This is a genomic window from Spongiibacter tropicus DSM 19543, from assembly GCF_000420325.1.
GTDB classification, from domain to species: Bacteria; Pseudomonadota; Gammaproteobacteria; order Pseudomonadales; family Spongiibacteraceae; genus Spongiibacter; species Spongiibacter tropicus.
In genome coordinates, this window is record NZ_ATUS01000001.1 from 2,098,426 (window position 1) to 2,110,575 (window position 12,150).

The 12,150-nt window shown below is 59.0% G+C and carries 14 protein-coding genes; 7 read left to right on the forward strand and 7 right to left on the reverse strand.

What is annotated here, in order from left to right; genetic code table 11:
• Window positions 1-74: 74 nt before the first annotated feature.
• Together G411_RS0109825 and G411_RS0109830 are read left to right on the forward strand one after the other, a co-directional pair.
• Window positions 75-797 (forward strand): response regulator transcription factor, encoded by a 723-nt coding sequence (locus G411_RS0109825; protein ID WP_425423262.1) that lies wholly within the window; start codon window positions 75-77, stop codon window positions 795-797.
• Window positions 794-2,050, forward strand: a complete 1,257-nt coding sequence (locus G411_RS0109830; RefSeq protein WP_022959030.1) for a sensor histidine kinase — start codon at window positions 794-796, stop codon at window positions 2,048-2,050. The genes G411_RS0109825 and G411_RS0109830 overlap by 4 nt, the downstream gene beginning before the upstream one ends.
• Before the next feature lie 28 nt (window positions 2,051-2,078).
• Here G411_RS0109830 and G411_RS0109835 read toward each other — a convergent pair whose 3' ends face one another.
• The 7 genes from G411_RS0109835 to G411_RS0109865 form a co-directional block, all read right to left on the reverse strand.
• Entirely contained in the window at window positions 2,079-2,513 is a 435-nt protein-coding gene (locus G411_RS0109835; protein ID WP_157581202.1) for a hypothetical protein, read from the reverse strand.
• Between the two features lie 122 nt (window positions 2,514-2,635).
• Window positions 2,636-3,502 (reverse strand): AraC family transcriptional regulator, encoded by an 867-nt coding sequence (locus G411_RS0109840; RefSeq protein WP_022959032.1) that lies wholly within the window; start codon window positions 3,500-3,502, stop codon window positions 2,636-2,638.
• A 90-nt stretch (window positions 3,503-3,592) separates the two neighbouring features.
• Window positions 3,593-3,877: a hypothetical protein gene (locus G411_RS0109845; protein ID WP_022959033.1), complete on the reverse strand. Its 285-nt coding sequence runs from the start codon at window positions 3,875-3,877 to the stop codon at window positions 3,593-3,595.
• Between the two features lie 70 nt (window positions 3,878-3,947).
• Window positions 3,948-4,655, reverse strand: coding sequence for a response regulator transcription factor (locus G411_RS0109850; RefSeq protein WP_022959034.1), 708 nt, complete (start codon window positions 4,653-4,655; stop codon window positions 3,948-3,950).
• On the reverse strand, window positions 4,648-6,219 hold the full coding sequence (locus G411_RS0109855) for a sensor histidine kinase (RefSeq protein ID WP_022959035.1): 1,572 nt from the start codon (window positions 6,217-6,219) through the stop codon (window positions 4,648-4,650). The genes G411_RS0109850 and G411_RS0109855 overlap by 8 nt, the downstream gene beginning before the upstream one ends.
• Before the next feature lie 80 nt (window positions 6,220-6,299).
• Window positions 6,300-7,022, reverse strand: coding sequence for a hypothetical protein (locus tag G411_RS0109860; RefSeq protein WP_022959036.1), 723 nt, complete (start codon window positions 7,020-7,022; stop codon window positions 6,300-6,302).
• 73 nt (window positions 7,023-7,095) lie between these two features.
• Window positions 7,096-7,617 carry a hypothetical protein gene (locus G411_RS0109865; protein ID WP_022959037.1) on the reverse strand — a complete coding sequence of 174 codons (522 nt, stop codon included), beginning with the start codon at window positions 7,615-7,617 and terminating at the stop codon, window positions 7,096-7,098.
• Window positions 7,618-7,815: 198 nt separating this feature from the next.
• On the opposite strand from G411_RS0109865, the gene G411_RS21445 reads away from it, so the two are divergent.
• The 5 genes from G411_RS21445 to G411_RS0109890 are packed head-to-tail and all read left to right on the forward strand — an operon-like array spanning window position 7,816 to window position 12,135.
• A complete protein-coding gene (locus G411_RS21445) occupies window positions 7,816-8,502 on the forward strand; it encodes a thermostable hemolysin (RefSeq protein WP_022959038.1) in 687 nt (228 codons plus the stop codon).
• A complete protein-coding gene (locus G411_RS20025; RefSeq protein ID WP_022959039.1) occupies window positions 8,499-10,043 on the forward strand; it encodes an AMP-binding protein in 1,545 nt (514 codons plus the stop codon). Before G411_RS21445 ends, G411_RS20025 begins: the two co-directional genes overlap by 4 nt.
• Window positions 10,030-10,701, forward strand: coding sequence for an iron-containing redox enzyme family protein (locus G411_RS0109880; protein WP_022959040.1), 672 nt, complete (start codon window positions 10,030-10,032; stop codon window positions 10,699-10,701). The genes G411_RS20025 and G411_RS0109880 overlap by 14 nt, the downstream gene beginning before the upstream one ends.
• A 13-nt stretch (window positions 10,702-10,714) precedes the next feature.
• Entirely contained in the window at window positions 10,715-11,518 is an 804-nt protein-coding gene (locus tag G411_RS0109885; RefSeq protein ID WP_022959041.1) for an SDR family oxidoreductase, read from the forward strand.
• Window positions 11,518-12,135, forward strand: coding sequence for a tetratricopeptide repeat protein (locus G411_RS0109890; protein ID WP_022959042.1), 618 nt, complete (start codon window positions 11,518-11,520; stop codon window positions 12,133-12,135). The genes G411_RS0109885 and G411_RS0109890 overlap by 1 nt, the downstream gene beginning before the upstream one ends.
• Window positions 12,136-12,150: the final 15 nt, after the last annotated feature.

A 12,150-nucleotide genomic window follows, 5' to 3' on the forward strand; every position in this document is an offset into this window, starting at 1 on the left:
GTCGACAAACTGGCGGCGGGCACGACCGCGGCTTTTGACATCCTTTTGGCGTTTGCCGTGCTAGATTGAAAAAAATGACGGAAGCCGGACTGGGCCATGCCCCGCCTCAATCGCCAATGAACTTATTAATTGTTGAAGACAACCGCGACATTGCGGCAAACATTGCCGACTATCTGGAGCCCAAAGGGCACCGCCTCGACTTCGCCTACGACGGTGTGCAGGGGCTGGCGCTGGCGCGCTCGGCCGAGTTTGATGCCATTGTGCTGGACCTGACATTGCCGAGGCTGGATGGCATTGAACTGTGCAGGCAGCTTCGCGCCGAGCGGCGCACGACACCGGTTATTATGCTCACCGCTCGCGACCAACTGGATGACAAGCTACTGGGCTTTGGCGTGGGGGCCGACGACTATCTGGTCAAACCCTTTTCTGTCAAAGAACTGGAGGCGCGACTATTGGCGCTGCTGAACCGGCTGCATCCTGCGGAGCAGGCAACCGCGCTACAAGTCGCAGACCTCAGCTTTAATCATCAAACACTGGAAGTTAGTCGCGCGGGGGTGCCGATTGAGCTCAACCCGATTCAGCGCAAGCTGCTGCACTATCTGATGCAAGAGAGCCCGAGGGTGGTGAAGCGTGCGCAGCTTGAACAACGGGTGTGGGGCGATCATCCGCCTGACAAGGATATTCTTCGTACCCATATTTACAGTCTGCGCAATGCCATCGACAAACCTTTTGAGCAGCGGCTGCTACATACCGTGCACGGCGTAGGTTACCGTCTGGCCGAGAAGGAAGCGGAATGAATTCGCAAAAAAACCAGACTTTGCGGCGTCGGCTGATTATCAGTACTGCGGTGATCGTTACTGTTGCCAGCACTCTGTTTGCGGGTGGCCTGCTGCTGATTAAACAGCAGTTGGAAAAGGCCACGTTTGGCAACATCGTGCGCAAGCACATTGAGATTTTGGTGAACGACCCCGAGAACGCCGGGGTATTGAATAACCCGCTGCTCAATGAATGGCACTACTACCGCGGCGATGATATTCGTCAGCTGCCGGACGACATACAAACGTTGCCACTGGGCGCTTACCACAGCGTGGTGATCAATGGTCGCCACTACCATTTGCAGGTGGCTATGGCGGGCGAAGAGAGAATCTTCCTACTGTACGACATCTCGGAATGGGAGCGCCAGGAGCATGCCTTGCTGATGTTTCTGCTGATTGGTGTGGTGATGGTGCTGGTTATGGCGCTGCTGATTGCCAGTCAGGCTGCGACAACGATTCTGGAGCCGGTACGGCGGCTCACTGTCCGTCTCAGCCAGCTTTCACCCAAGCAGCGGGGCCTGAGAATTCAGGCTGAATTCAACGACAGCGATATCGGCCAGATCGCCGCCGCTTTCGATACGTATTTGGAGCGCATCGACCAGTTCGTGGAGCGCGAGCGTTCCTTCACCGCGGCAGCCAGCCACGAACTGCGCACACCGCTGTCAGTGATGATGGGTGCCGTCGATATTATCGAGGCGGACTATCCCAATCCGGCGACCCAACGCGCCGTGCTGCGCATCCGTCGCGCCTGCGGCGATATGCTTGCTTTTATCGAAGCGGCACTGTTTTTGTCCCGGGAGGAAGATCGTTCCATCAATCAAACGGCCTCCAGCGATGTTGCGGCGATTGTTCGGCAACTCGTCGACGACTTGCACGGAGACCTTGATGCTGCCGGTATCCAGCTCGATACCCGGTTCGACAGTGCGCTAACGCTGCCAGTGCCGGAGAGCCTGGTGAAAATCACCCTCACTAACTTGCTGCGCAACGCCATCGAGCACAGCGCTGGTGGCCATATCACTGTTCATCTGCACGGCAACCGCCTGTTGCTCTGTGATACCGGCAAAGGGATTGAGCCGGACGTGCTGCCTTATATTTTCGACCGCAGCTATACCACCAAAGCGGAGGGCACCGGCCTCGGGCTGAATATGGTTAAACGGATTTGCGAGCGCTACGGCTGGCAGATTGACATTGACAGCCAGCCGGGAGAGGGAACAGCGGTTACGCTGATATTTTGAGGCCCGGCGTCCTGAACTTGCGCTACGGTTATGCCGCAATGCTGTCTATAAAGGGTTCGAGATTACCGTGAACCATGTCGATGCCGCTGGAAGAAATAGGGCCCCTTCGGTAACCGGTGGGAAGCCATCCCCATAGCAGGCGGTGCAACGCAAATTCATGACCTATTCGCTGACGCCTCATCAACACTTTGTAGGTGAGCGCGCCATGGTGAATCTGGTAGCCATGCTCGATGGTGGCAATACTGACATCGCCCAGCGGCAGGCACAGACAAAAGTTATCGCCACCATAGGGTGAATAGATGCCGAAATATTCTTTCCCGGTGAGTGAGAAAAACTCGATCTGGTAATTTCCCGCTGCCACATAGCGGACATTTTTCTTTTCTTTGGCGTGTATCAAAAGGTGGCTTTTTATAAACATGGCTATCCTTGCGTGCAATGCTAATAGATAGCTATTAAAGGCCATTCAGGGTCTCAACAGAAGCGCATAGCTCGGTTGTTAGCTTGCAGAACAGAGAAAGCAACGAACGCGCGGCCTCTGGTGCTGTCGTCAGTCTCTGCCCCTAAGAGCAGAGACTGAGACTGACATCACCGAATCGGCAAATGGATGTCGGTAATCAGTTCGCTTTCTTTCACGTCGGTTACCAGATTCACATAGTGGAAGAAGCAGGGGTAGTCCCGCAGTTCCTCGCCGCTTTGTGGCAACCAGTCCCGGTAGAGGGCGTAGATGCTGTCGTCGAGTGTGCGGTGGCTGCCGTAATGGCGGACCACCGCGCAGCGTCCGCCCGGAATACGACCTGCTTTCACGCCAAAGGGGTTGTCGGGCACGTCGCCGTCGAGGCTGCCACCCACGTCCCAGCGAAACTGCTCCGGTGGTGTGGTGTTGGGATCGCTGTAGGGAATGCCGAAGGTGCGGCTGGTGGCGACGGGAGAGAGTCCACTTGCCTTGCGCCACGCAATAAAGCGCTCGGCGGTTTCCATTACGCGCTCGGGTGATCCCCGGTGTTCGGCAAGGGCGACCGGGGTGTCGGGAAAATCAATAATCGTGACCTGCATGGTGAGTACTCCGTGTGGGCTGGCGTAGGGGAGTCGGCGCCGCCAGGCATCCCATTCGGGCTGGGCCTGAAACTGTGACGGCGATTGGCCGAACTCGCGTTTAAAGGCACGGGAGAATGCTTCCAGGCTGTCGAAACCCGCATCGAAAGCGATGTCGGTAAAACGTCGCTGGGGCTTGAAGGCCACGTCGTAGGCAGCACGCCGCAGCCGGGCGAGCTGCACAAACTTGCTCAGGCTTTGCCCGGTGATCGCCGTAAACTGCCGGTGGAAGTGGTATTTGGACAGCGCCGCAACCTCGCTCAACTGCTCCAGCGACAGCTCGGTATCCAGATGCTGCTGGATATGATCACAGACTCTCTGGATGCGTTGCTCGGCGCGGCTGACAGATGGCGGGTTCACGACAGTTCTCCTCAATGCGTGGGGCAGTGTGCCAGCCCGGGGGAGTTGCGGCTTGATTGAGTTTGCTGAATTCAGAGCGCGGGGGGCGCGCTATGTAACAATAGCCGTAAGCCACAGCGAACAGTGGATGGCGATCAGAGCGAGCAATGCCCAGCTTGCGGCGATATACGTTCGGTAGATGGGCGTAATGACCTTCAGCGATCGACGTGACAGGCCATAGCCGGGGGAGCGCGATTTTATGCTTTGGTAGATGGCGCTCATTGCTGAATTGGTGTCGGTCAACTGGGTATAGCCGCTGTACGACACGCAGATTAACGCCAGTGTTTTTCCGCTGACGATCCACATGGCAAGCACTATCACAGTAAGTGTGATCACGAGGGACCTCTTTTGGTGGAGGACGGGACGGGGCTCGCGTTTACGCGTCGCCGAGGTGCACGGGGAGGGTCTAGCAACCTTTGCCCAGTCGATATCCTACCCCCCTGACGGTTTCGATAAAACTTTCGTTGTGACAGTCGAGCTGTTGAGCCTCACCTGTGTCGGAGAGTTTTTTTCGCACACGGCGAATATACACATCGACAATATTGGTGAGCGGGTCAGCCAGGCTGCCCCAGACTTTATTCAATATGCGTTCCCGAGAAAGTACCGTATTGGCGTTGGAGAGAAAGCATTTCAGCAGTTGGTATTCCAAATGGGTAAATTCAATTTCCTGTGCATCCAGCCACACCCGGTGACTTTCGGTGTTGAGCAGCAGTCTGCCGTGCCGCAGCTCAGGGGAATGGCTGGTGTTGCTGCCGCCGCGTCGGAGCAAGGCCATAATACGAGCGAGTAACTCATCGAAATCAAAGGGTTTGCCGAGGTAGTCATCGGCACCTGCCTGCAACCCTGTCACTTTCTGGTCGATATCCTGTAGCGCGGTCAGCATTAGAATGAGCGCGTCGGGCTGCTGTTTTTTAATCAACGGCAAGTAGTCGAGGGTGTCGATGTCCTGTACCAGTCGATCCAGCAAAATAAGCTGGTAAGGCTGTTTGCCTATCTCGGTAAAAAACCGCGCCGAGCTATCGATCCAGTCGCAGTCGTAGCCCTCGGCAGCCAGTCCGCGCAGCAGGAAACTGGCCAGTTTGGCTTCGTCTTCGACCAACAAGATATTAGCCACGGTGCTCTCCTGTGATCGGCAGTACGATGGTAAAACAGGTGCCTTCACCGGGCGATGAACTGGCGTTAATTGAACCATGATGGGCGTCGATTATCGCCTTGGCGATAGCGAGTCCCAGACCTGAGCCCTGTCCTGAACGGGCATCTGCCGCACGGAAGTAGCGGTCGAAAATAAACGGCAGGGCATCGGCGTCAATGCCTCTACCGTTATCGCTGAGGCGTATCAATACCGCATCGCCCTGTCGTTCCGCGCGCACATTCACCTGCAGGGTTTCGCCGCCATAATTAACGGCATTGTCGAGGAGAATCATCAGCACCTGGGCAATCCGATCCGGGTCGCAGCTGATCAGTGGCAGGCTCTGGGCGATCTCACTGCTCAGACTCAGCGTGTCGGCGCTGTTCAAGGACTGGATTTTTTCCAAGGTCGATTCGATGACTTCGCGAATATCCAGTGTTCGCGGCACAATCCGCAGGGCGCCGGATTCGGCGCGGGCGATCATCAGCAGATCGTCGACCAGCCGCGTGAGATTGAGCACCTGCTCAAGCACGGTTTGCAGGGTGCTTTGGTAGTCCTCTTCAGAAATCGATGTCTGGCGTAGAGTGACCTGGGCCTCGCCGCGAATAATCGACAGCGGCGTGCGCAGCTCGTGGCTGATGTCGGCCAAAAACTCCCGGCGTGCCTTGTCGTTGTTTTGCAGCATCCGATTGGCGTGGGTCAGCTCAGCGGTCCGTTGACTGACTTGATACTCCAATTCACGTGTGGAGTGCTGGGCCTTGTCGCGCTGAACGGCAAGTTCATCCGCCATGCTGTTAAAAGCGGCGGCAATGGCGTCGAATTCGGCATCAAAACCTCGGGAAATACGGTGGTTTAAATTGCCTTGGGCGATGGCTTCCGCACCATCGCGGATCGAGTCCAGCGGCTGGTACAACACGCTGAGCAGCCAGTGCGCGCCAAGAAACACCAGCGGCACAGTAAAAATCGCCAGCAAAATGGCATACCAGAGAATGGACTGGCTGAGGGTTTCGATGCGCGCATTCAGCGAGGCGACGACCTTGCTCTGGCGGTTTACCGCTGTGTTGATGGCCTCGCGAAAGCGGTTGTCGATAGTGACTTCCAGCAGCCGCTGGATCTTTTCCCGCTGCTGTAGCTGGCTGCGGTTCTGCTCGGCAATCACCAGTCGGAATTCGCTGATGATTTCATCGAGCAGGGCGGCGAGGGCGCCGGTATCCTCCACGCTGCCCTGGGTCGCTTCCTCGCCCAGCGCCTGCCGTTGCCGCTCCTCCAACTCGATGATCTTGGCAATGCTCTGCTGGATAATCGCGCTTTTATTGCGCACCTCGGCCTGGTTGGCATCTTTGCCAAAGATCAATTCGTCGGTGAGCTGTTTAAACAGCCGGTAGGAGGTGCCCGATACCAGAATATGCTCGTTCAACAGTGCCTGGGCGATATTGTTTTGGGTGAGATTGGTGCGGGTGATCTGCGTGGTTGCCACCACCAGCGCCGATGTCAGCATAACGATGACGGAGATGAGTCCGGCGAAAGCGATGACTTTACGTTTATACATGGCAGCGGCCGTCGTCCTTGCAGGGCGTGTGAGATTTCTACGTTGCGATTAAGAAAAAGGTTCTGTGCGACCACCACGGCTCACAACGCAAGGTTGAGCCAGAGGGTGACGGTATCTTCCGGCGTCGCCGTATTCAGGCCGCGCAAATACCCGGGCTTATAGCCGATCTTCTGCCATTGGCCGCTCAGCGACGGCCCCGCCTGTTGTTGCTGGTCGTCCGGAATGCCCAGCTCGTTCAGTGGACCGTGGCTGTTGTAGCTCTCCAGTGCAATGCGGTGACGGCCGTGGTAGCGGTAGGCGAGCTGATAGCGACTGCTGATCTGAATACCCGGCAGGCGTTGATCGCCGACTTGGCGAAGGGTGAACAGCAGCGCGGTGGCCTGCCAGCGATCGCTCAGTGTCCACTGATTTGTCCAATGCAGGCCGATATCTTCCGGGCGATTATCGTCGCGAATCACCAGATCGCCGCGGAGGGCGCTATGCCAAATGCCGTTGTGCTCTCGGGCGTCAACAAACTGGTGCTGAAGCTCGAGGCGCAGTTGGTCGAAATCCTGCCCGGATGGTTGGTCGCGGTATTGGACCACGGCGCGACCGCGATACTTAGCGTTAAAGGCATGTTGATAGTGAAGCCGGTGGGCGAAACGATCGTTTTCGGTGACCCTGGCGTAGCGATATTGCAGGCTGCGATCGTCGGCGTTAATCACCGGGCCAAATATGCCGCCGGTGTTGCCCGCCTGGGCGTTGGTGCCGGCGAAACCCAGTAGCAGCGCCATAACCGCCAGGCCTCTGCGGTTGCTTGGCATAAGGAATATCCTTGGCAAAGTGGGGGATACATCATCGAAAGAGCAGGGCGGCCCAGTAGGCCGCCCTGTGAGTTCAGGAACCGAAGGGCAGGGAGGAGTGGTGCAGGACAATCTTGAGGTCGCCCTGTTCATCCATGCGATAGCCGAAGGTGTATTCGACCTTCACTTCCTTCTCGTCCAGTGTGGTGAAGAAGTAGTTGCCCATCGCCACCGCGAAATCATCGTGGATCATGATGTCGTGGTTATCGAAGCGCACCTGTTTCCAGGGGTTGATCGCAAAACCGTCATCCTCATCCACCACACCGGTAACGAAGTAGGAGTGGGCTTCTTCGAAGGTCTCCCGGAACTGATCATTCTTCGCTTTTGTGGGCTTGAACAGCACCTCACCGTTGTTGTAATTGTAAAGGCTGTCCAGCAGCTTCTGTGCTTCGCTGCGGTAATCGCCACCGCCCAGCTTGGCCTCGCCAATGCGCACAATGCCTTCCGCCCATTTGCTCTGCGCCTCAAGAATTTTGTCCTCGGTCAGCACGCCTGCGCTTGCGCTGAAAGAAGTGAGGGCCAAAACAGCGGCGGTCATCGGTACTAACGCTTTCATGTGATCTCTCCTGTGTAGGTGACAGGATCAGTATCCACGGCAGGGGTGAATAGGCATTGACGGGCAGATTAATAGCAGATTAATTCCCGGCCCGGCTGCCTGAGAGGTCGCCAGCGGGACGATTTTTCAGGTTTAAGTTTGTTTTAAGTTTTCCGCCCTAGGCTGGTCTCATCGTCAAACCCCTTGGAGGGATTGCAGATGAACACTGCCCTGAACCACGCTCAGTTGTCAGCGCCGCGCCAGCCGGTGGTTTCACCCTTGCCGAGCGACACGCAACTGCGGTTTGTCCCCGACCACAGTGCGACCCGCTCCGGCTACGAAGCCTTTATTGCTGCTGTTTTCCAGCGCCGCTACGGCGCTGTGCTCAGCCACTTTCTGCCGTCTTTCCTGGCAGTAGAGCGAGCGGGACAGTTGCGCGCGGCGTTGGGCGTGGCCCGAGCCGATGAGCAGGGCTCGCTGTTTCTTGAACAGTATTTAGTGGCGCCTGCGGAAGTGCTGCTGGGCAAGGCCGTGGGGCGTCCGGTTGCCCGTGACAGTCTGATTGAAGTGGGCAATCTGGCCTCTTGCGGTGGCGGCGCCAGCCAACTGCTGTTTCTGATGCTCACGGCGTATATCAATCGCATCGGAGCCGAGTGGGCCATTTTTACCGCCACACCCGAAGTGCGCAAGCTGCTCAGCCGCCTCGGCTTGCTGCAGTATGTGCTTGGCGAGGCGCGGGGCGAACGCCTCGGCGATGCGCTTGCCGACTGGGGCAGCTATTACGACAGTCGCCCACAGGTGGTGGCGGTCAACGCGCTGGATGCGCAGTGCCGTCTGCTGCGCGAGCCGCGCTTTTCGGCGGCCATGTTGAGCTGCGCCACCACCGATTGGGAGGTGGCGCAATGAACGCGCTGTGGCAGGCCCTTCGCGATATCGCGACGACCGAGCCGGAGCGCGTGGCGCTGAGCGGCGATGGCGAACAACTCAGCTATGGGCAATTGCTGTCGGCCAGTCAGGCACTGGCCAGCACACTGCGACGTCGCGGTATTAAACGTCTCGCGCTGATGGCTGATAACGGCCCGGACTGGCTGATTTGCGATCTGGCCGCACTCTGGGCAGAGGTCGCCCTGATTCCTCTGCCCGCCTATTTCTCCGACCAGCAACTCCGTCACGCCTTGCGAGATAGCGGGGCGGAGTTGCTGTTTTTTGATGCTACGGCGGCGCCGCGCATCATGTCGCTGAATACCTGTGCCGATACGCTGCACTGTGGCAGCTTGCAGGCGGTGACCATCGTTCAGGAGGCTGGCCGCGAGTCACCTCCCTCCACCGCGCTGCCGGGGGGCTGCGCCAAAATTACCTATACCTCTGGATCGACCGGGCAGGCCAAGGGCGTATGTCTGTCGGCGGCTGCGCAACTGCGCACCGCGCAGGCGATCAATGCTGCGCTGGCGGAACTGCCGCTGCGGCGCCATCTGGCGATATTGCCGCTGGCCACCTTACTGGAAAATGTCGCAGGGGTTTATGCGGCGCTGTTGCGTGGCGGCGAGGTGGTACTGCCCAGCCTGGCCACACTGGGCTGGGCGGGCAGTGGTGGTATGGACGTTGCGCGGCTGATGCGGTGTTTCCAGCGTCGTCGCCCCGACACCGCGGTGCTGCTGCCGCAATTGTTGAAGGCGCTCTGCGAACTGCCCGACAGCCCGCCGGATAGTCTGCGCTTTGTGGCTGTCGGTGGCTCGCGCACCGCGCCGGCGCTGCTGCTCAACGGTCGCGAAAAAGGCTGGCCGGTATACGAGGGCTACGGCCTGTCGGAGTGTGGCTCGGTACTCACAGTGAACGTGCCCGGCGCCGATAAACCCGGTTCGGCGGGCCGGCCGTTACACCACTGCCAGCTGTCGCTTGAAGGTAGTGAAGTGATGGCCGAGGGCAATGCCTTTCTCGGCTATCTGGGCGATAAAGCCAATACCCGGTACCGGGTGGCGACCGGTGATCTGGGTCACTTCGATGAAGAGGGCTTTCTGTGGCTCAGTGGCCGCCGCAAAAACCTGCTGATAAACAGCTATGGCCGCAACATCTCCCCCGAATGGCCCGAAAGCGAGCTGCTGCGTCACTCTGCCATCGTGCAATGTGTGGTGGTGGGCGATGCGCGCCCTTACTGCGCGGCGTTGCTGACGGTTTTGCCGGGCAGCGATGACGCCGAGGTCAGCGCCCATATTGCGCGTTGCAATGCCGAGCTGCCCGACTACGCGCGCATCCGCCAGTGGCGGCGACTGCCGACACCGCTCAGTGCGGCCGACGGCCTGCTGACCGCCAACGGCCGTCCGCGCCGCGAGGCGATTGCCCGCCATTACGCCGCCCTGATTGAAGACTGCTATGCCGACGCTCGTACCGATACGGTCGCCGGAAATATTGACCGCGATAACGAGGACCTGATGTATGGAATTTTATGATCGTCTGCAAGCGGCCACGGCTGACGAGCGCGCTGGCCTTTACAGTATCGACTTCATCCGCCGCGGTGTGGAAGAGGGGCTGAGCCGTGAGGACTACCTCGCCTTTCTCGGCCAGGCCTATCACCACGTCAAACATACCGTGCCGCTGCTGATGGCCTGCGGCAGCCGCCTGAGCGACGACGAAGAATGGCTGCGGGTGGCGGTGGCGGAGTACATCGAGGAAGAGACTGGCCATCAGGAGTGGATTCTGAACGATATCGCCGCCGCCGGGGGCGACAAGGAGGCGGTGCGCCACAGCCGCCCGGCGCGCAGCACAGAATTGATGGTGGCCTACGCCTACGACACCATCCACCGGGTCAATCCGCTGGGCTTTTTCGGCATGGTGCAGGTGCTGGAGGGCACGAGCATCGCGGTGGCTGACAAGGCGGCCGAGGCCATTCAGCAGCGTCTGGGTTTGCCCAACAAGGCTTTCAGCTATCTCAAATCCCACGGCGCGCTGGACATTGAACATGTGGACTTCTTCAAGGGGCTGATGAACCGCATTGAGCGGCCGGACGATCAGCAGCAGATCATCCACAGCGCCCGCTGCTTCTACCAGCTTTACGGCGATATTTTCCGCGAGCTGGGTCGGCGCGCTGCGGTGACTCAGGCCGCGTGATCGAGGAGGGCCTATGACGACACTGAGTATTGCGGTCACCGGTGCCAACGGTGGTATTGGTCGCGCGATCTGTCAGGCATTGGCTGAAGACGGCCACCGCCTGCATCTGATTGGCCGACAGTCCGAGGCTCTGGAGGCTCTGCGAACCAGTCTGAAAAATACGGCGCAGCATCATTGCTGGCAGGCAGATCTCAGTGATGTTAGATCGATTGATGCCCTGGCCGATGCCATGCTGGGCACGGGCGTGGCGCTGGACGTGCTGATTAACAACGCCGGTTGCTCACAGTTTGCCACGTTGGATGACAGCGAGCCCGACGCGCTGGCAATGATGTTGAAGGTCAATACCTTGGCGCCGATGCTGCTCAGTCGCCGATTACTTCCCACGCTGCTGCGCAGCGAGCACGCCACGCTGATCAATGTCGGCTCCAGTTTTGGCAGCATCGGCTATCCCGGTTTCAGTGGCTACTGCGCCAGCAAATTTGCCCTGCGAGGCTTTACCGAGGCGTTGCAGCGGGAGCTGGCTGATCGCGAGATCGCCATTCATTATCTTGCCCCCCGCGCGGTGGCGACCGATATCAACAGTGAGGCCGTGGTGGCGATGAATGCCGAGCTGGGGAATGCCGTGGACAAGCCCGCAGTCGTGGCCGACGCGTTGCAGGCACTGTTGCATCAGCGCCGCAGCCAGAACCGCTATCTTGGCTGGCCGGAGCGTTTGTTTGTGCGACTGAATGCCCTGCTGCCAACGCTGGTGGCGGGCAGCCTGCGCAAGCAGTTGCCGCGCATTCTTTACTACGCCCGACGTGGAGGAGATAGCTGATGAACCGACTTACCTGGCTGTTTGCCCTCAGTTTGCTGTTCAGCAGCACGGTGTGGGCAGCGAATTGGCAGAGTGCTCAGCAGCATTGGGCGGAGATCCAGTACCGCCTGCCGCCGGACCAGCAGTCTGTGGCGATGCAGGCGGTGATCGACGAACTCGACGCCGAGTTGTCCACACAGCCAAAGCAGGTAGAAGCGCTGATCTGGCGCGGCATTGCCGGGGCGACGCTGGCCGGTTACCAAGGCGGGCTGGGAGCGCTGTCGTTGCTGCGCGATGCCCGCCGCGATCTCGAGGCGGCGATAGCGATAGATGAGCGCGCGCTCAATGGCGCGGCACATACCAGTCTGGGCTCGCTTTACTATCAGGTGCCGGGCTGGCCGATCAGTTTTGGCAGCAACAGCAAGGCAGAAGCCGAACTGAAAAAGGGGCTGGCGATTGCGCCTCAGGACATCGATGCCAACTATTTCTATGCGGATTACCTGCGCGACCGCGGCGACAAGGCACAGGCGCGGGTCTATTATGAACGAGCGCTGGCGGCCCCCGCGCGTCCTGGCCGGTCGCTGGCCGACGAGGGTCGGCGCGAGCAGATTCGCCAGGCCTTGAGCGCAATGGACTGAAATGGAATCTATCGG

Excerpts from the sequence above, each read along its gene's own strand:
- G411_RS0109825 (WP_425423262.1), top strand. The coding sequence starts at position 75 with ATGACGGAAGCCGGACTGGGCCATGCCCCGCCTCAATCGCCAATGAAC.
- G411_RS0109830 (WP_022959030.1), top strand. The coding sequence starts at position 794 with ATGAATTCGCAAAAAAACCAGACTTTGCGGCGTCGGCTGATTATCAGT.
- G411_RS0109835 (WP_157581202.1), bottom strand. The coding sequence starts at position 2,513 with ATGGCCTTTAATAGCTATCTATTAGCATTGCACGCAAGGATAGCCATG.
- G411_RS0109855 (WP_022959035.1), bottom strand. The coding sequence starts at position 6,219 with ATGTATAAACGTAAAGTCATCGCTTTCGCCGGACTCATCTCCGTCATC.
- G411_RS0109860 (WP_022959036.1), bottom strand. The coding sequence starts at position 7,022 with ATGCCAAGCAACCGCAGAGGCCTGGCGGTTATGGCGCTGCTACTGGGT.
- G411_RS0109865 (WP_022959037.1), bottom strand. The coding sequence starts at position 7,617 with ATGAAAGCGTTAGTACCGATGACCGCCGCTGTTTTGGCCCTCACTTCT.
- G411_RS21445 (WP_022959038.1), top strand. The coding sequence starts at position 7,816 with ATGAACACTGCCCTGAACCACGCTCAGTTGTCAGCGCCGCGCCAGCCG.
- G411_RS20025 (WP_022959039.1), top strand. The coding sequence starts at position 8,499 with ATGAACGCGCTGTGGCAGGCCCTTCGCGATATCGCGACGACCGAGCCG.
- G411_RS0109880 (WP_022959040.1), top strand. The coding sequence starts at position 10,030 with ATGGAATTTTATGATCGTCTGCAAGCGGCCACGGCTGACGAGCGCGCT.
- G411_RS0109885 (WP_022959041.1), top strand. The coding sequence starts at position 10,715 with ATGACGACACTGAGTATTGCGGTCACCGGTGCCAACGGTGGTATTGGT.
- G411_RS0109890 (WP_022959042.1), top strand. The coding sequence starts at position 11,518 with ATGAACCGACTTACCTGGCTGTTTGCCCTCAGTTTGCTGTTCAGCAGC.